We start from the raw sequence: 16,638 nt of genomic DNA, 5'->3' as shown, positions 1-16,638 counted from the left end.
TCCCCCAAGGCAGTGATTATTTATGAACGGAAAAGAGATCAGGCGCTGCAGGCAGCGCAAAAGAAAGTTGAGCGTCCGTTCTGCACAATGCGCTGTATCGTTGCGCCACAACGCCGACATGGCTCATCCTCGCGGTCATAGACCGCAAAACTATGCTGGAAATAACCCAGAGTGCCATCAGCCTGACGATGATCACGCAGACTGGAGCCACCTGCCACAATGGCTTCGGCAATCACCTCGCGGACAGAAGTCGCCAGCGATTCTGCCAGTTGCGGATCCTGCGCGACATCTCCGGCAGCGCGCAGTGGTGAAAGACCGGAGCGCCACAAAGCTTCGCAGACATAAATATTGCCAAGACCGGCAATCAGCCGCTGATCCAGCAGAGCCGCCTTTAAAGTGATTTTCTTGTTGCGGAATAAATCTGAAAGTACCACGCCTGACAGGCTGTTACCTGTCGGCTCAATGCCAAGATCTTTCAGGGACGGATGCGTTTCCAGCTCTCCTGCACCGCATAACAGCAAAAACCCGAAACGACGCGGATCATTATAGATCACCTGACGCTGCCCGTAATTCTCTGTCTGCAAATGAAAAACCACATGATCATGGGCTGTATTCTTAGAACGCGGATAATGAAAATTATCAGCCAAGCGGTGTCCGGATGAAGAACGCAGATCAGGTTCAATCCTGTACGAGCCGGACATACCCAGATGGCTGATGAGACTGGCACCGCCTTCAAATTCGATCAGCAGATATTTGGCGCGCCGCCCCAGCGAGATGATTTTTTGCCCCTGCAGACGCTCACTCAGCTTTTCAGGAAAAGGAAAACGCAGGTCAGGACGGTTTAAAACCAGCCCTTCAACAGTTGCACCTTCCATAACCGGCTGCAAACCGCGACGGACCGTTTCCACCTCCGGTAATTCAGGCATCACTCTCTCCGCTGCGCTCTGACTGCCGATAGCCGGTATAAGCCGTAAGAAAATCTTCACCGGCAAGATCATTTTTCAACCCCAGATAGGCGGCTACAGATTTACCAATATCCGCAAAACTGTTGCGCATACCGATTGTGCCGCTCCCAGCACCAGCGATCAATACAGGCACACATTCACGGGTATGGTCACTCCCCTGCCAACCCGGATCACAACCATGATCTGCGGTCAGAATTAGCACATCACCCTCGCGCATTTTGCCGAGAATTTCCGGCAGGCGCTTATCAAACGCCTCCAGTGCGGCGGCATAACCGGCAATATCGCGCCTGTGACCGTAAAGCATATCGAAATCCACCAGATTGGTAAAAATCAGATCGCCATCACCGGCCTCATTCATTGCCTCCAGCGTGGCATCAACCAAGGCCTGATTGCCATGCGCTTTGCGCAATTGCGTCACGCCTGACCCGGCAAAAATATCACTGATTTTACCAACCGCATAAACATCATGTCCGGATGCTTCGACAATATTCAGCAATGTGGGCTCCGGTGGCGGTACGGCAAAATCGCGCCGGTTGCCGGTGCGTTCAAAGCTCTCCCGCGCATCCCCGGTAAATGGCCGCGCAATCACACGTCCGATATTCAGCGGATCCACCAGCAGGCGCAAAGCTGCACAAAGATCATAAAGCCGTTGCAAGCCGAAATGTGCTTCATGAGCAGCCACCTGCAACACGGAATCTGACGATGTATAGAAAATCGGTTTTCCGGTTCGGATATGTTCCTCACCATATTGCGCAATAATTTCAGTGCCCGAGGCATGGCAATTGCCCAATATTCCGTTCAAACCTTCCTGACGGATGATGGTATCCGTCAGGTCCTCTGGGAAAGCCGGAATGCTATACGGGAAATAACCCCAGTCAAAAGGTACCGGCAGACCTGCAATTTCCCAATGACCGGAAGGTGTATCCTTGCCTTTCGAGACTTCACTCGCCGCGCCCCACAGGCCATGAGGCAGCGAGGCTGCATTGATACCGGCAGGGAAAGCGCCGCTCGCACATTGCGCGGCACGCCCTAATCCCAGTTCCAGCATATGCGGAATATGTAATGGTGTCTGTTTATCCGCACAAAAGCAGGCAATTGTTCCGAGCGTATTGGCTCCCTGATCGCCAAAGGCGGACGCATCCGGTGCGCCGCCAATGCCGAAAGAATCAAGGACAATAAGGATAACCCGTCGCATGAGAATAATGCCTTCAGACCGCTTCACCGAGTATTTCATGAAAGGCATATCATGAAAACTACCTCAAGCGTCAAGCAAGGAAATCATCAGCACTGAGGGCAAGGAATAGTATCTGAATAGCGCGGACTGATAAAATAGGTCTCTTCCATGTCGATGTTCGGCAGAAGAAAAGAAAGCAACGGAGTGTAAGTATATTGCGTTTCAACACGAATATAATTCATCGGCTCCTGACGCAGTTTTTCTGGAAGATAAACGCGCCTTGCCTCCTGTTCTTTTACAGTCCCTTTCTCAATGAACTTGGATGTTGTCCGTGACCAGTCCAGCCGGACAATCAATGTATTACTATTGTTTACTTTTTCTACTCTGAGAAACGAAATCCTGATTTGCGGTGCGGTTAAAGACGGTACCATAATCGTCGAGCCGATAATAAAAACATCATCAAGTTGTGTCGGCAACACACTGATCTGCCGGCTCACCAGATCTCCGACAACACTGGAAACCCGGTTCACTTTGCGGTTTGCATCCACACCACGTGAAACATCGGCCACACCTGCATAGATCAAAATCAGAACCGGCAAAAGAAGCGCAAACTCCACGGCAGATACACCGCGTTCGTCTTTGCTAAACTTTCTTAAAAGTGCAAATTTATTCGCACCAAATTTTCGCAAGCTATCAGCTAAAGCCAACCGTGCTCCGTTTGTTTTAAAATGAAACCCGATCATGAAAACGGCTCGTTCTGCCAGGTCACTGTTGTAAAAAGAGGCAGCACCCTGTCTTCATTTTTTACTTTCGGATTTAAATAATAAAAAATATTGGTCAGCACCGGCCAGCGATATAATACATTAATCTGATTAATCGTTGATGGTCCGCCCAGATTAATCTGGGACTGAAGTCCAAGCTTCCCCTCACTTGTTACAAGATTTTTAACAGGAACTGCCGAAAAAGTACTGTAATTATCCAAATTGATATCAAGATTGTTGCAATTAACGACAGGCATAAATTGTATTTTCTGGCAAATACGATCTTTCACCGCTTTCGGTGTTGTATTTTCTTTCGTATCTTGTCCTGTATAAAATCGCCGGCTCACATCTTCTGTCGCATGAGCCAGCATTTGCTGCACTGTAAAACTCAGTCCCAGTTCGATAATCGCAAAAATTAAAAACAAAAACGGAAAAACGACCAGCGCAAACTCAACTGCCGTAACACCTCGTTCATCCCGCCGGAACGAGCGAAGGGACTTTACAAAGTGTCGAGCAGAGTTTTTCTCAGGTCGGTTATTCATGATCACTTAAATTTTCCTGCAGTAGGACAGAAAACTGAACGCCCGTAACACAATCAGGATCTTGGCGGAGTAGCAACTTTAGGCTCACAAATCGGCGTGCAGGATAAAATGCTCATTTTGGACCCCCGAAAGACACGGGTCGTTGCCAGATCATTTTGACCGACCATAACCTTCTCGTCCAGCAATGTATCGCCATTCTGATCCATCACAACCAGATTAGTAACGCCATTATTACGTCCGGTCAGAACAATGGTTTTGGCATCCTGCATAACGGCATCTGCAATCGCGTCATTACCAATTATGACGGATTTAACCGGCTTATCCAGACGCAAAATATGAGCCTGATCCGTCTGAACCTGTATTGCCTGAATTTCTGTTGCTGCGACCGGATAGGTTAAAACACCACCGCCCAGCATAACTGCCAATATCAGTTTTCTCAGATCTGTCATCTTCTTATCAGCCATAAAATAAGCCCCGTAGCTTACCGCACTATGCGCAACAGGGATGAAAGAACAATTAATAGCTATATTTCAATTTTCGGCGGCCTGTATGCTCTCAACAAAATGCCCGAATATCCGGCAGTATTAACCCGAAGGTAAAAGGCTTAAAGTATCTCTGGTATCAACAGAATGATAATCCAACAATTCCTTTGCAAAACTCAGGCTGCTTATGCTCGCTTTTCTCACTGCTCTGATTTTTTGCGGCACTATGATTTATGCTGCAATTTCGGATCTTCTGTTTATGAAGATACACAATATTGCCTGCCTGTTTTTAGCCGCAGCATTTCTTGTTCTGGCACCGCTTTACGGACTTCCTACAAAAGATATCTTTCTTCACATTGCAGCGGGCGCTATTGCCCTCGCCATCTGTTTTGCTTTGTTTTTCATCAATGCCATGGGTGGCGGAGATGCCAAACTAATCAGTGCCACAGCTCTCTGGACCGGATTTTCAGTCAGTCTTGCAGATTATTTACTGATAAGCGCAATTACAGGCGGTATTTTAACACTATGTATTCTCTTACTGCGCAAGCTTATCGAACGAAGTAAAATTGAACATATCGCTTTTCTTTACCGTCTGAGTGACCCCAAAAAAGGTATTCCCTATGGTATAGCTTTGGCCATTGCCGGTTTATGGATATATCCCGATCTTGCTTTGGTTAGGGCCTGAAAACAGGCGGAAAAAATCTTTTTCCTCCCAAAATCATCAATAACTGTTTTAATAAAATCAATAATAATAGTTCGTTAACCATAATTATACGATTCTTGCTGCATTTAGAGTATGTGCCAAAATCACACGCTCAATGCGGGGATAAAAAATGAACACTTCACGCCTGATCATTCTGGCTGTTGCCGTGCTTGCCGCCGGTGCCGCAGGCTATATTGCGCTGACCATGACAGATGCCCCGCCGCAGGTCATTGAAGTCAGCGCGCCTGCCCCGGCCCTGCCTGTGAAAGATGTTCTGACCGTTTCTTCCAACCTGCCTGTAGGCGCGTCATTATCCGGTCAGTTGCAATGGCAGTCCTGGCCGGAAAATTCTGTGACTGCAGATTATATCACCCGTGATTCACAGCCGGACGCACTGGATGTCATGCAAAAATCCAGCCTGCGTCTTCCCGTTCTCGCCGGAGAGCCTATCCGCAAAGTCAAACTGATCGGTGAAGGTGAACAATTCATGTCATCTTTGCTACCACAAGGTATGCGGGCTATTGCGACCAATATTGCCGCGGAAAGTTCAGCAGGCGGTTTCATTCTTCCCGGTGATCGTGTCGACGTGATTATTACCCGCGCGACCCGGAATGCAGCCAATGCGACCATTCCGTTTTTAACGGAAACCATATTGGAAAATGTACGCGTCTTGGCCATCGATCAGACAATCAAAGAAGATGATGAAGGCAAAAAAGATATTATCGGCCGTACCGCAACGCTGGAAGTCACCCATGAACAGGCTGAGATCATGGCTGTCGCCCAATCAGTGGCGGACCGGATCAGCCTGACATTACGTTCTGTTCGCGATGCAAAACCGGAACCGTCCAGCTCATCAGATTATCTTGTTGTGTCACCTTCTAAAAACGGGCCGGTCAAAATGATTAAATCTGGCAATCTTACTGAAGTCGGGATCAACTAATGACACGTCCATCTTTTTCCCAAATTCGCGGCAGTTCACAGTTGAAAACCCTGTTTCTCTCAGCAGCTCTGATTATGCCGGTTCTCTGCTCCTATTCTGCACAGGCACAGGACGTTCAGATTTCCAGTGCAGGTCGCTCACAACCGGTCAATCTCGGACTGGGAAAGTCAATCGTCGTTGATCTGCCGCAAGACGCCTATGATATTCTGGTTGCCAATCCGGCAACAGCTGATGCTGTCACCCGTACAGCGCGGCGCATTTACCTGTTCGGCAAATCCGTTGGACAAACCAATATTATTGTCTTCGGCAAAGACGGCGAACAGATAGCCAGTCTAGACCTGAAAATCGAGCGTGATGTCAGCAGCCTGTCTTCTTCATTGCGGAAATATATTCCGGGCTCTGATATTAAAATCGAACTCATCAATGACAATATTGTTCTAACCGGTTCTGTTCAAACACCACAAGATGCTGCACAGGCTGCAAAGCTTGCCGAATTACTTGTTTCAGGTGGTGAAGCAACAACAGGTCAGTATAACGACTCTTCCACCACATCCTCCGGTGACGGCAATAATATTACGATCACAAGTGGACTTGGTCAGGAGCGCCGCCGCTCCAGTAAAATCATCAATCTGATTACCATTGCCGGTGAAGATCAGGTAACACTTAAAGTAACTGTTGCTGAAGTCAGCCGCTCTGTGATGAAACAGCTCGGCGTTAATATGATGGGCAGCGCAAGCAGCAATGGTGTAACCTTTACCGGTGTGTCGGATCGTCTTTCCGGAGCAATCGGACAGACCCTCTCAAATACAGGTTTCGGGTTACAGACCAAAAATTTCCGCGGCTACCTGCAGGCTATGGAAACAGCGGGCGCAATGAAAACGCTGGCTGAACCAACACTCACAGCTATTTCCGGTGAAAAAGCTGCTTTCAGAGTTGGCGGTGAATATAATGTTCTCAACAGCGTCACCACCGATGATGACGGTAAACGCACAGCCGAACTTGCCAAGATTGAATATGGTATCGGTCTTGAATTTATGCCGACTGTTCTGGGACCGGGACGTATCTCGCTGAAAGTCCGTACATCCGTTTCCGAACCAACAACCGAAGGTTCAGGCTCGCAAAATTCTGACGGTGTCGGTGCGAGCATTCTCTCTCTGCGTAAACGCGTGGCCGATACGACGGTTGAGATGCCTTCCGGCGGCTCCATGATGATCGGCGGCTTGATCCGCGATGAAACCCGTCAGTCGATTAACGGCACGCCCGGCCTGTCCAAGATTCCGGTACTCGGAGCTTTGTTCCGCAGCCGTGATTTTCTGCGCAATGAATCCGAACTGGTCGTAATTGTTACCCCTTATCTGGTACGCCCGACAGCCAGAACAGAACTGGCACGTCCAGATGATAATCTGGCTCCGCCAAGTGATGCAGCCGGCTTTGTATTGGGCAAGGTCAATCGTGTTTACGGCTCTGCAAAAACCAACCTGCCAAACGGCCGCTATAACGGCGTTGTCGGCTTCATCTACAAATAAGAGGGCAGGCATTATGAGAAAAATTACCGTTCCCCACTCCCGTTCAGCCCTCATTGGCAGCAGCCTTTTTGTTACTCTGCTGCTGGCAGGATGTGCCAATACTCATCATGTGACAGTCGGCGCCACGCCGGATGATTATCGCACCAATCATCCGATCACGATTCAGGAGCGTGAGAAAACAGCTGATATTCCTGTTAGCCGGAATGATCGCAAACTCAGCATTACACAGCGCAGCATTGTGCAGAATGCCGTTGACGGGTATCGCCGCCAAGGTTCTGGCATGGTGTTCATACTTTTACCTGAGGGCAGCGCCAATCAATCCGCCGCATACCGGATCAGTATGGATATTGCCAAAGTCTTAAGGCAAGGCGGTGTTCTGGCCAGCAATATTGCAACCCAGAGCTATCAGGTGAATAATCCGCAAATCTCCGCACCTGTCCGTATCAGCTATTATGCGATGACAGCAGGGACAGGTCCTTGCGGAAGATGGCCTGCTGATATGTTGAGTACGGCTGAAAACAAGCATTATGCTAATTTTGGCTGTGCATCACAGGCGAATCTGGCCGCTCAGGTAGCAAATCCGGCTGATTTCCTCGGGCCTCGGGCCACATCGCCACTGAAAGGTACGCGTAATGATCGCATTATCAGCGGCGAAGAAGGATATGAGGCTATGTCACCGACCGCAACAGGAGTTTGGCAGGATCCTCGCAGTCTAACAGCACAGTATTAAAGACGCATAATTTCTGCCGCCGGATCCAAAAACATCATCCGGCGCGTATCATCGAAATTTTGCTTTAAACGAATAAAAAAGGTCGTGATCGTGGAAGACAGTGTCACATCAACAACTATGTTGCAGGATGCAGGTACGGATATAACCCATATCCGCCCGCTGCCGCGCCTGAATATTGATGCGTTCTGTGAAACAGAAGCCGGCCTGTCTGTTTTGCAGGCCTGCTCTCAAGACAGACGCCTGACGCGCACCCGCTGGCATATTCGCTCCGGTGGAGTCGATGTGGCACTGGAAGCCTATCAGAGCACTTCCACACCGCATCTTATTATTCTTGAAAGTGCTGCAGGACAGGATCAGCTGCTTGCAGATATTATGCAACTTGCCGAAGTCTGCGACAGCGGAACCCGCGTTCTGATTATCGGCCGCAGTAACGAAGTGCGCCTATATCGTGAATTGATCCGCAATGGCGTTTCCGATTACCTTGTTTCTCCTGCAAGCCTGACGGAAGTTATATCCGTACTGGATACATTATTCACGGATCCGGCAACTGCACCATCCGGCAGAAATGTTGCCGTTATTGGTGCAAAAGGTGGTGTTGGTTCATCAACACTGGCCCATAATATCAGCTGGAGTCTCGCCAACCAGTTCAAACATGAAGTTGTATTGGCGGATATGGATTTGCCATTCGGCACGGTCAATATTAATTTTGATCAGGATCCGACACTTGGTATCGCTGACGCAGTCTATGCACCGGAACGGGTGGATGAAGTCTATCTTGATCGCCTTCTGGCAGAGAGTTCGGAACATTTATCGCTGCTGGCGGCGCCGTCCACACTCGAAAAAACCTATGATTTTGACACGGAATCCTTTGTTTCCGTGATCGATGCTGCTCTGCGTACCACACAATTGCTGGTACTCGACATACCACATAGCTGGAACAGCTGGACACGTACAACCCTGATGCGGGCCGATGAGATTGTCATTGTTGCCACACCGGATTTAGCCAGTTTGCGTAACACTAAGAATTTGCTGGATACGCTGATCCTGCTGCGACCGAATGACAAGCCGGCATATCTCATTCTGAACCAGACCGGCGTACCGAAACGTCCTGAAATTTCTGCTGCGGATTTCTGCTCACCACTGAATATTAAACCTTTGGCTGTGATTGAATTTGATCCGCAGTTTTTCGGTACGGCGGCCAATAATGCTCATATGCTCGCAGAGGCCGATCCGAACCACAAGATTTCACAAAAAATCACTGAGATCGCACGCGAACTGCTTGGCAAACATGATGTACCTGAACAAGGCAAAAAAGCTAAACCGCTGGCCGGACTTCTCAGTAAGCTTAAACGCAAAAAATCTGCCTGACGGACAAGGATAAACAACAGCCATGTTTGGAAAAAGAGGTGCAGCCTCCCCAACCACCGGTACTGTAAAACCTGCTGCTGCGACAGCCGGTCAGACAGCGAATTTGACTCCGCCGTCACAGATCAACACGGCTGTATCTGCATCGGAAAAGCCTGCTGTGAAAGCACCAGCAGCACCGGTCGTCCGTGAAAAATCGCAGGCATATTACGATACAAAATCCCAGATATTTGCAGCGCTGATTGATACAATCGACCTGTCGCAATTATCAAGAATGGATGCAGACGCCGCCCGTGATGATATCCGCGAGATCGTCAATGATATTATCTCGATCAAGAATTTCGTTATGTCGATTGCCGAGCAGGAAGAACTGCTTGATGATATTTGCAACGATGTTCTGGGTTATGGTCCGTTAGAGCCACTGCTGGCGCGTGATGATATTGCCGATATCATGGTCAATAGTGCGCGCAAAACTTATATTGAAGTTAATGGCCGTGTGCAGGAAACCAATGTCCGGTTCCGCGATAATCAGCAATTGCTGAATATCTGCCAGCGTATTGTTTCTCAGGTCGGCCGCCGTGTTGATGAATCCAGCCCGATCTGTGACGCCCGTCTTCCGGACGGCTCCCGTGTGAACGTTATCACTTCTCCGCTCGCCATTGACGGCACAGCCCTGACCATCCGTAAATTTAAAAAAGACAAGCTTACACTGGATCAACTGGTTCGTTTCGGCAGTATTTCGCAAATGGGTTCGGAGCTGCTGCAAATTATCGGCCGCGTGCGCTGTAATATCATTATTTCAGGTGGCACAGGTTCCGGTAAAACCACGCTCCTTAACTGTCTGACACGCTATATTGATGAAACCGAGCGTATCATTACATGCGAAGACTCGGCGGAACTGCAATTGCAGCAGCCCCATGTCGTTCGTCTGGAAACCCGCCCGCCCAATCTTGAAGGCGAAGGCGAAATTACCATGCGCGATCTGGTTAAAAACTGTCTGCGTATGCGTCCTGAGAGAATTATCGTCGGTGAAGTCCGTGGTCCTGAAGTTTTCGACCTGCTTCAGGCCATGAATACCGGCCATGACGGCTCAATGGGCACAATCCACTCCAACAGCCCTCGCGAATGTCTGAACCGTATGGAAGCCATGATTGCCATGGGCGGCTACACATTGCCGCAACGTACCGTGCGTGAAATTATTGTCGGCTCCGTTGACGTGATTATTCAGGCGACACGTCTGCGCGATGGTACGCGCCGGATTACCCACATCACAGAAGTGGTGGGAATGGAAGGTGATATCATCATCACGCAGGATCTGATGAATTTTGAGTTCCTCGGTGAAGATATTAACGGCAATATTATCGGCCGGCATGTATCGAGCGGCATCGGCCGACCGGCCTTCTGGGAACGGGCGCGCTATTACAATGAAGATCAGCGACTGGCGACCATTCTGGACACGATGGAGGTCGCCGGCAGTCCTCAGATATAGAGCTGTCAGAGTGATTTTACTTTAAAACAAACTCAGTTTCTTTGTTGGATACGATACCGAACGAACCGAAGCAGGCACTGAAAGGGCACTTCAATGAACGGCACAACAATTATGCTTGTTGTCCTGGCTGCAATTGCGGTCGGTGCCCTGCTCTATGCAATTTTTTTCGACCGGATCACAGCTGAGAAAACCGGTCAAAAACGCCTTGATGCGATTAAAAGGACGACCACCAGCCGTGCTGTTATGCGCTCAGAGCGTGAAAAAGCCAGCGAAGCACAAAAGCGTCGCCGGACATTGCAGGATAATCTGGACGAGCTTGACCGTCGCAACAAAACACAAAACAAAACTCAAAAAAACCCGCCGCTACGTATATTATTGGCTCAGGCAGGTCTGAGCTGGAGTGTCCGGCAGTTTTATCTCATCAGCACGGCGAGCGCCTTTATCTGTTTTCTGCTCGGGCTGATGGCTGGCATTCCTTTGATTATGGCGCCGCTGATTGCCCTGATTGGTTTTTTCGGGGTGCCTCGCTGGATCGTCATGCATTTTCGCAAGAAGCGAATGAAAGCTTTCTTGAATGATTTTCCGAATGCGCTGGATGTCATCACCCGCTCCTTGCGCTCCGGCCTTCCTTTGAATGACAGTCTGCGCTTGCTGGCAAATGATGCGCCTTCTCCGGTCAAGGAGGAATTTCGCCGGATTGTTGAGGCGCAGCAAATGGGACTAACAATACCGGAAGCTGTCGCCAAAATGCCGGAAAACATGCCCTGCCCTGAAACAAACTTCTTTTCAATTGTGATACAAATTCAGTCGCAGGCCGGCGGCAATCTGTCTGAAGCATTGGGTAATTTGTCGCGTGTTTTGCGTGACCGTAAAAAAATGGCAGCCAAAGTCCAGGCCATGTCACAGGAAGCCAAAGCATCAGCTGCGATTATCGGCGCATTGCCATTTTTTGTTGCCGGAGCAATTTCTTTGATGAGTCCAGACTATATAACGCTATTGTTCACAACCTTCCCAGGAAATATACTATTAGTAATTGCTCTAATTATGTATTCACTCGGAATTTTTGTGATGAAAATCATGATTAATTTCAAAATGTAAGCGGGGCTGGTGATGCAGAATTTTTTTGAAACCACGCTCTTCCAGCGGCAAACGCTCATCAGCATTTTCATCATGTTTGCGATGTTCGCAACCATAATGACGCTTCTTCTGCCCTACTTTCAGCGTAACCCGCTGAAAAACCGTATGAAATCCGTAGCACTAGAGCGTGAGGCTCTTCGTGCCCGCGAAAGAGCGCGGATGGCTAATGATAAAGAACGCGGCATCAGTCTGCGCCATCAGCAAAAAGCCGGAATTCGTGACTTTGTTGAAAAACTAGATCTGCGCCGCGCTCTAGCAGATGAGAAGACCGTCGCATCATTGCGACAGGCAGGGTTTCGCGGACAAAATCCGCTCAATGTTTTTCTTTTCATGCGGTTTATTCTGCCCTTCGCATTTCTCGGTTTAGCAATATTCTGGATATTCGGTTTGGGTATGCTGGAACAGCAAAGTGCTTTTATGCGCTTTCTGATTTGCATTATTGCCGCTTATGCCGGTTTCTATGCACCCAATCTCTATGTCAGTAATATTGCAGCCAAGCGCCGTGAATCCATCACACTGGCCTGGCCTGATGCCCTCGACCTGATGCTGATTTGCGTCGAATCCGGCATGTCCACAGAAGCAGCCTTTCGCCGTGTTGCCGACGAAATCGGTATTCAGTCGGTGGATCTGGCTGAAGAGCTAATGCTGACCAATGCTGAACTGGCCTTTTTGCCGGAGCGCCGTCAGGCCTATGAGAACCTTGCCAACCGCACCGGTATGGAAGCCATTAAATCCATGACACAGGCGCTTATTCAGGCGGAACGTTATGGTACGCCGGTTGCAACCGCCATGCGTACACTCTCGCAGGAAAGTCGTGATATGCGCTTGCTGGCAGCTGAAAAGAAAGCCGCAGGGCTGCCGCCGAAACTCACGGTTCCGATGATCGTCTTTTTCCTGCCGGTCTTGTTCATGGTTATTCTCGGTCCCGCGATGATCCAGATTTTTGGTGCAGGTGGTATCGCCGGAAACTAAAACAAAAACGCCTGCCTGAATATTCTCTTCAAGCAGGCGTTTTGTTTATAAGCTTTACAGAGATTTACGCCTGTTTTTTAACGCCCTGCTTTGCCAGCATTGAGCGCAAATAATCGGTATTGGCTTTTGCCTGTTCCGGTGACAATTCGCGGGAGGCAATTGTTTCCGCCTCCTGAAAGCGCCCCTGAAGGCCGACGACCAGCGCCAGATTTTGACGGACACGGCTGTCACTGCCATTTGCGGTTGCTGCCTGACGCAGATATTTCTCAGCTGTTGGCAGATCGCCACTTAAGACATAAGACATTGCAAGATTGGAGAGGATTGAAGCCTCACCCGGTTTGATCTGCAGCGCTTTCTGATAGATTGCACGGGCATCTGCGGAATTGCCCTGCTGGTCGAGAATAGCCCCTTCAGCAGACAGCAAACGCCAGTCCGGATAATCCGGTGTCTGCGCACGGCGTACTGCATCCAGTGCCGCATCCAGCTCACCTGCGCCAGCCAGAGCTTTGCCATAGGCTGCGAGAACTTGCTTATCCTTCGGCAGTTGAATGGCGATTGCCCGCATCACAGCCAGCGACTGATCGCTGCGGCCTGCCATACTCAGCACAGTCGCATAATTCAGTGCAGCCACTTTGCTGGTCGGGTTCTTCTGATAATGCGCGCCATAGGTTTGAGCGGCCTGTGCGAGTTGCTGCGCATTCATCTGCTCAATGGAACGCTCAGCCTTGGTGCCGGTGCCTTTAGCAACCGAGCCGGTTGTGGTGCGATCCACGCTGTTGCAACCGGCGAGTGCCAGTCCAGTGATGAAAAGAGCAGTGGTGAGTGTCAGAAAACGGCTTTTCCCGTAACGCAGGCCACGGCATGATTTATCCGATTGTTCAAAAGCCAGCGCATTTTTCTGCATCAAACTGTCTCCATAAAATACGGTCGTTGAAAGCGCCTTAAATCAGTCCTCTGCATTAACCCGCGCTTCACCTGAATATGATAAAATCAATATTCCATTAACCCTAATAGAGAGTTAATTATTGAGCCGACATCGGCGACTCATGCCGCTCTCCTGAAAATAAATACCGGAAATCAATATGACCTCTCTGCCTCTTTCTGCGAACCGTGCTGCTCTTCTCGATCAACAGGCTGCGGACAGCCGCCCGATATGGCTGGTCACACCAGAGACACTGGCGAATGGTCAGTTCCCGCAAACTGTCCTCAACTGGGCGAAAGCCAATGCTTATAAAGGCAAAGCCGGACAATTACTGACACTGGCCAATGAACAAGGACAGATCAGCGGCGCTTTATTCGGCATTGAACCGGCGGACAAAGACAAGAGCGGCGAAGGCCGTCTGATCGGTGGCAAACTTGCCCGCCTCTTGCCTGCAGGTAACTGGCATATTGAAGGTAAAGCTGACCATGCGGAATTATTCGCGGTCAGCTTCCTGCTCGGCGGCTATCAGTTCAACCGCTATAAAAAAGACACTTCTGCAGAAGACCAGAACAGCGTTTCGCTTTATATTTCCGACCTGTCTGATCTGGATGAAACCCGCCGTCTGGCCGATGCCAGCGCAATGACCCGCGATCTGATCAACACACCGACCAGCGATATGGGACCGGATGCCCTTGAACAGGCAGCACGTAACCTCGCAGACACCTATGGTGCGAAATTCACTGCTGTTGTCGGCGATGATCTGCTGAAGCAAAACTTTCCGATGATCCATGCAGTCGGCCGCGCCAGCGACAAAGCTCCGCGCCTGATTGATTTCACTTGGGGCAAAGACAGCGACCCGAAAGTCACGTTGGTTGGCAAGGGCGTATGCTTTGATACCGGCGGTCTCGACATCAAGCCTGCCAGCGGCATGTTGCTGATGAAGAAAGATATGGGCGGCGCAGCCAATGTACTGGGTCTGGCGCGTATGATTATGGATGCCAAATTACCGGTGCGCCTGCGCGTATTGATCCCTGCTGTCGAAAACTCCATTTCCGGCAATGCGTTCCGCCCGAGCGATATTCTGACCTCCCGCGAGGGACAGACTGTTGAAATTGGCAATACTGATGCGGAAGGCCGTCTGGTTCTTGCCGATGCACTAACCTTAGCCGACGAAGAAAATCCGGATCTCATCATCGACATGGCAACCCTGACCGGCGCTGCCCGCGTGGCACTGGGACCTGACCTGCCGCCATTCTACAGCCATGATGAGGCTTTTGCCGTTGAAGTGACAGAACAGGCGGCAGCACAATCCGACCCGCTCTGGCGTATGCCGCTCTGGGCACCTTATGAGGCCAAACTCGCCTCGAAGGTTGCGGACATTAACAATGTGACTACCGACGGTTTTGCCGGTTCTGTCACAGCGGCACTGTTTCTCTCGCGCTTTGTCAAAAATGCCAAGGTTTGGGGGCACTTCGATATTTACGGCTGGACACCGGTTGAGAAATCCGCAGCCACTGTCGGCGGTGCTGCACAGGGTATACGAGCGCTTTATCAGGTTATCAAACAGCGCTATATTTAAGTCTCTTGCAGGCTCCGCTTAAAAGCGGTTCTATAAGCAAAACAGCCTGCCTGTTACTAACGGGCAGGCCTCTCTATCAGGTAAGCGGTATTCATGGCTGTCGAGTTAAAACCACTACAGGCGCTGACGCTGTTACAGACCGTTTCCCTGTCGCAGGTGCGTGACGAAACCCATGATCTGACATGGCGGCAAATGGCCATATTGCTGACAATCTATCTTGAAACACCGCCCCATACGGTACGCGCGCTGGCCGCGCGTCTTGGTGTGACTAAACCTGTTATTACCCGTGCGCTGGATACAATGGGCACGATGGGGCTGGTTAGCCGCCATCGCGATCCGCAGGATCTGCGTAATGTCCTGATCAAACGAACAGTCAGCGGCGCGCTCTATGTTGAAAGACTGGGCGACCGCGTTATTGCAAAATCCAGGGAATTGCCTTTATGACCCAGCCTGACCGTCGTCTCCATGCCTATCGTCCTGATCTGGCGGATAGTGCTTTACGCGGAAAAGTCGATGCCGCCGCCTTTGCAGAAGGCAAGCGCAAACGTGTACTCGTTCCCGTCAGCGATCTGCGCAGCAAGCCTGAACTGACCAGCGGCCCGCAGAGCCAGATTCTCTATGGCGATGAAGTCACCGTTTTCGAGCAGGCGAATGGCTGGAGCTGGGTGCAAGCTGTACGCGACGGCTATGTTGGCTATATGCCCGATAACGAACTGGGTGAAATTAGCAATAAACCAACCCATCGTATCTGCGTACCGCGCACTTTCATCTATTCCGGAGCTGATCTGCGCTTCCGTCATACCAGTGCTCTGTCTCTCTGCTCAGTCGTTGAGATCACCGAATTCGTTGAAAACCGTGGCAGCCGTTACGGCATGCTGCCGGATGGTACAGCGATTTTCGCCAAGCATCTGCGGGCGATCAACGAGACTGTTGCCGATTATGTCACCACAGCCGAAAGCCTGATTAACACGCCTTATCTGTGGGGCGGTACGTCCGGCTTCGGTATTGACTGTTCCGGTCTGGTGCAGCTTGCCATGCTGAATGCAGGGCGCGATGTGTTGCGCGATTCCGATATGCAGGGCGATCATCTGGGTAATGTGATTGATGCCGGTAAGGATTATGCCAATCTGCAGCGCGGCGATCTGGTGTTCTGGCCCGGTCATGTGGCGATTATGGCCAGTGCCGACATGATGATCCATGCCAATGGCCACACCATGACCGTGGCCTATGAGCCGCTGCGTGAAGCGATTGAGCGAATTGCGTATCTTTACGATTTACCTTCTCACTTCCGCCGCCCATAAAATAAAAAAGCCGCCGGAATTTCCGGCGGCTTTTCTGTAAACTCAATATT

17 protein-coding genes are annotated in these 16,638 nt (G+C 50.2%); 11 read left to right on the top strand and 6 right to left on the bottom strand.

The annotated features are described in order from the left end of the window. Positions 1 to 38 precede the first annotated feature (38 nt). From mutM to K1X45_RS10720, 5 genes are all read right to left on the bottom strand, one after another. The gene (gene mutM, locus K1X45_RS10740; protein WP_220158799.1) at positions 39 to 926 is read right to left on the bottom strand and encodes a bifunctional DNA-formamidopyrimidine glycosylase/DNA-(apurinic or apyrimidinic site) lyase; all 888 of its coding nucleotides are present in this window, start codon (positions 924 to 926) and stop codon (positions 39 to 41) included. Beyond that, positions 919 to 2,160 carry a phosphopentomutase gene (locus K1X45_RS10735; RefSeq protein WP_220160468.1) on the bottom strand — a complete coding sequence of 414 codons (1,242 nt, stop codon included), beginning with the start codon at positions 2,158 to 2,160 and terminating at the stop codon, positions 919 to 921. Before K1X45_RS10735 ends, mutM begins: the two co-directional genes overlap by 8 nt. Positions 2,161 to 2,246: 86 nt before the next feature. After that, on the bottom strand, positions 2,247 to 2,846 hold the full coding sequence (locus K1X45_RS10730) for a TadE/TadG family type IV pilus assembly protein (protein ID WP_220158798.1): 600 nt from the start codon (positions 2,844 to 2,846) through the stop codon (positions 2,247 to 2,249). 32 nt (positions 2,847 to 2,878) lie between these two features. After that, on the bottom strand, positions 2,879 to 3,442 hold the full coding sequence (locus K1X45_RS10725) for a TadE/TadG family type IV pilus assembly protein (RefSeq protein WP_255560965.1): 564 nt from the start codon (positions 3,440 to 3,442) through the stop codon (positions 2,879 to 2,881). Between the two features lie 53 nt (positions 3,443 to 3,495). Next, a complete protein-coding gene (locus K1X45_RS10720) occupies positions 3,496 to 3,906 on the bottom strand; it encodes a pilus assembly protein N-terminal domain-containing protein (protein WP_220158796.1) in 411 nt (136 codons plus the stop codon). A 205-nt stretch (positions 3,907 to 4,111) separates the two neighbouring features. Between K1X45_RS10720 and K1X45_RS10715 the strand changes: the two genes are divergently transcribed. From K1X45_RS10715 to K1X45_RS10680, 8 genes are all read left to right on the top strand, one after another. Then, positions 4,112 to 4,609 (top strand): prepilin peptidase, encoded by a 498-nt coding sequence (locus K1X45_RS10715; protein WP_220158795.1) that lies wholly within the window; start codon positions 4,112 to 4,114, stop codon positions 4,607 to 4,609. 148 nt (positions 4,610 to 4,757) lie between these two features. Beyond that, positions 4,758 to 5,567 carry a Flp pilus assembly protein CpaB gene (gene cpaB, locus K1X45_RS10710; protein ID WP_213630865.1) on the top strand — a complete coding sequence of 270 codons (810 nt, stop codon included), beginning with the start codon at positions 4,758 to 4,760 and terminating at the stop codon, positions 5,565 to 5,567. Beyond that, positions 5,567 to 7,093, top strand: a complete 1,527-nt coding sequence (locus K1X45_RS10705) for a type II and III secretion system protein family protein (protein WP_213630864.1) — start codon at positions 5,567 to 5,569, stop codon at positions 7,091 to 7,093. The genes cpaB and K1X45_RS10705 overlap by 1 nt, the downstream gene beginning before the upstream one ends. A 13-nt stretch (positions 7,094 to 7,106) precedes the next feature. Continuing rightward, positions 7,107 to 7,823: a CpaD family pilus assembly protein gene (locus K1X45_RS10700; protein WP_213599720.1), complete on the top strand. Its 717-nt coding sequence runs from the start codon at positions 7,107 to 7,109 to the stop codon at positions 7,821 to 7,823. Positions 7,824 to 7,913: 90 nt separating this feature from the next. Next, the gene (locus K1X45_RS10695; RefSeq protein ID WP_220158794.1) at positions 7,914 to 9,191 is read left to right on the top strand and encodes an AAA family ATPase; all 1,278 of its coding nucleotides are present in this window, start codon (positions 7,914 to 7,916) and stop codon (positions 9,189 to 9,191) included. A gap of 22 nt (positions 9,192 to 9,213) precedes the next feature. Then, positions 9,214 to 10,677 carry a CpaF family protein gene (locus tag K1X45_RS10690; protein ID WP_220158793.1) on the top strand — a complete coding sequence of 488 codons (1,464 nt, stop codon included), beginning with the start codon at positions 9,214 to 9,216 and terminating at the stop codon, positions 10,675 to 10,677. Positions 10,678 to 10,770: 93 nt separating this feature from the next. Next, complete coding sequence (locus K1X45_RS10685) at positions 10,771 to 11,775, top strand: type II secretion system F family protein (RefSeq protein ID WP_022709205.1); 1,005 nt, start codon at positions 10,771 to 10,773, stop codon at positions 11,773 to 11,775. 12 nt (positions 11,776 to 11,787) lie between these two features. Next, on the top strand, positions 11,788 to 12,786 hold the full coding sequence (locus K1X45_RS10680; protein ID WP_220158792.1) for a type II secretion system F family protein: 999 nt from the start codon (positions 11,788 to 11,790) through the stop codon (positions 12,784 to 12,786). Between the two features lie 64 nt (positions 12,787 to 12,850). On the opposite strand, the gene K1X45_RS10675 is transcribed toward K1X45_RS10680, so the two are convergent. Further along, entirely contained in the window at positions 12,851 to 13,690 is an 840-nt protein-coding gene (locus K1X45_RS10675; protein WP_220158791.1) for a tetratricopeptide repeat protein, read from the bottom strand. A 178-nt stretch (positions 13,691 to 13,868) separates the two neighbouring features. On the opposite strand from K1X45_RS10675, the gene K1X45_RS10670 reads away from it, so the two are divergent. The 3 genes from K1X45_RS10670 to K1X45_RS10660 all read left to right on the top strand — a co-directional run bounded on the left by K1X45_RS10670 (position 13,869) and on the right by K1X45_RS10660 (position 16,588). Continuing rightward, on the top strand, positions 13,869 to 15,287 hold the full coding sequence (locus K1X45_RS10670) for a M17 family metallopeptidase (RefSeq protein ID WP_220158790.1): 1,419 nt from the start codon (positions 13,869 to 13,871) through the stop codon (positions 15,285 to 15,287). Positions 15,288 to 15,380: 93 nt separating this feature from the next. Continuing rightward, positions 15,381 to 15,731: a MarR family transcriptional regulator gene (locus tag K1X45_RS10665; protein ID WP_075653991.1), complete on the top strand. Its 351-nt coding sequence runs from the start codon at positions 15,381 to 15,383 to the stop codon at positions 15,729 to 15,731. Continuing rightward, positions 15,728 to 16,588, top strand: coding sequence for an NlpC/P60 family protein (locus K1X45_RS10660; protein WP_220158789.1), 861 nt, complete (start codon positions 15,728 to 15,730; stop codon positions 16,586 to 16,588). The genes K1X45_RS10665 and K1X45_RS10660 overlap by 4 nt, the downstream gene beginning before the upstream one ends. Positions 16,589 to 16,638: the final 50 nt, after the last annotated feature.

The organism is Pseudochrobactrum sp. Wa41.01b-1 (genome assembly GCF_019464455.1).
Lineage (GTDB): Bacteria > Pseudomonadota > Alphaproteobacteria > Rhizobiales > Rhizobiaceae > Pseudochrobactrum > Pseudochrobactrum saccharolyticum.
The sequence above is the reverse complement of the archived record's forward strand: the minus strand, read 5'-3'. Positions and strand labels throughout refer to the sequence as shown.

Coding starts and splice junctions, on each gene's coding strand:
- K1X45_RS10670 (WP_220158790.1), top strand. CDS start 13,869: ATGACCTCTCTGCCTCTTTCTGCGAACCGTGCTGCTCTTCTCGATCAA.
- K1X45_RS10735 (WP_220160468.1), bottom strand. CDS start 2,160: ATGCGACGGGTTATCCTTATTGTCCTTGATTCTTTCGGCATTGGCGGC.
- K1X45_RS10675 (WP_220158791.1), bottom strand. CDS start 13,690: ATGCAGAAAAATGCGCTGGCTTTTGAACAATCGGATAAATCATGCCGT.
- K1X45_RS10715 (WP_220158795.1), top strand. CDS start 4,112: ATGCTCGCTTTTCTCACTGCTCTGATTTTTTGCGGCACTATGATTTAT.
- K1X45_RS10685 (WP_022709205.1), top strand. CDS start 10,771: ATGAACGGCACAACAATTATGCTTGTTGTCCTGGCTGCAATTGCGGTC.
- K1X45_RS10660 (WP_220158789.1), top strand. CDS start 15,728: ATGACCCAGCCTGACCGTCGTCTCCATGCCTATCGTCCTGATCTGGCG.
- K1X45_RS10665 (WP_075653991.1), top strand. CDS start 15,381: ATGGCTGTCGAGTTAAAACCACTACAGGCGCTGACGCTGTTACAGACC.
- K1X45_RS10705 (WP_213630864.1), top strand. CDS start 5,567: ATGACACGTCCATCTTTTTCCCAAATTCGCGGCAGTTCACAGTTGAAA.
- K1X45_RS10725 (WP_255560965.1), bottom strand. CDS start 3,442: ATGAATAACCGACCTGAGAAAAACTCTGCTCGACACTTTGTAAAGTCC.
- K1X45_RS10680 (WP_220158792.1), top strand. CDS start 11,788: ATGCAGAATTTTTTTGAAACCACGCTCTTCCAGCGGCAAACGCTCATC.
- mutM (WP_220158799.1), bottom strand. CDS start 926: ATGCCTGAATTACCGGAGGTGGAAACGGTCCGTCGCGGTTTGCAGCCG.
- K1X45_RS10700 (WP_213599720.1), top strand. CDS start 7,107: ATGAGAAAAATTACCGTTCCCCACTCCCGTTCAGCCCTCATTGGCAGC.
- cpaB (WP_213630865.1), top strand. CDS start 4,758: ATGAACACTTCACGCCTGATCATTCTGGCTGTTGCCGTGCTTGCCGCC.
- K1X45_RS10690 (WP_220158793.1), top strand. CDS start 9,214: ATGTTTGGAAAAAGAGGTGCAGCCTCCCCAACCACCGGTACTGTAAAA.
- K1X45_RS10720 (WP_220158796.1), bottom strand. CDS start 3,906: ATGGCTGATAAGAAGATGACAGATCTGAGAAAACTGATATTGGCAGTT.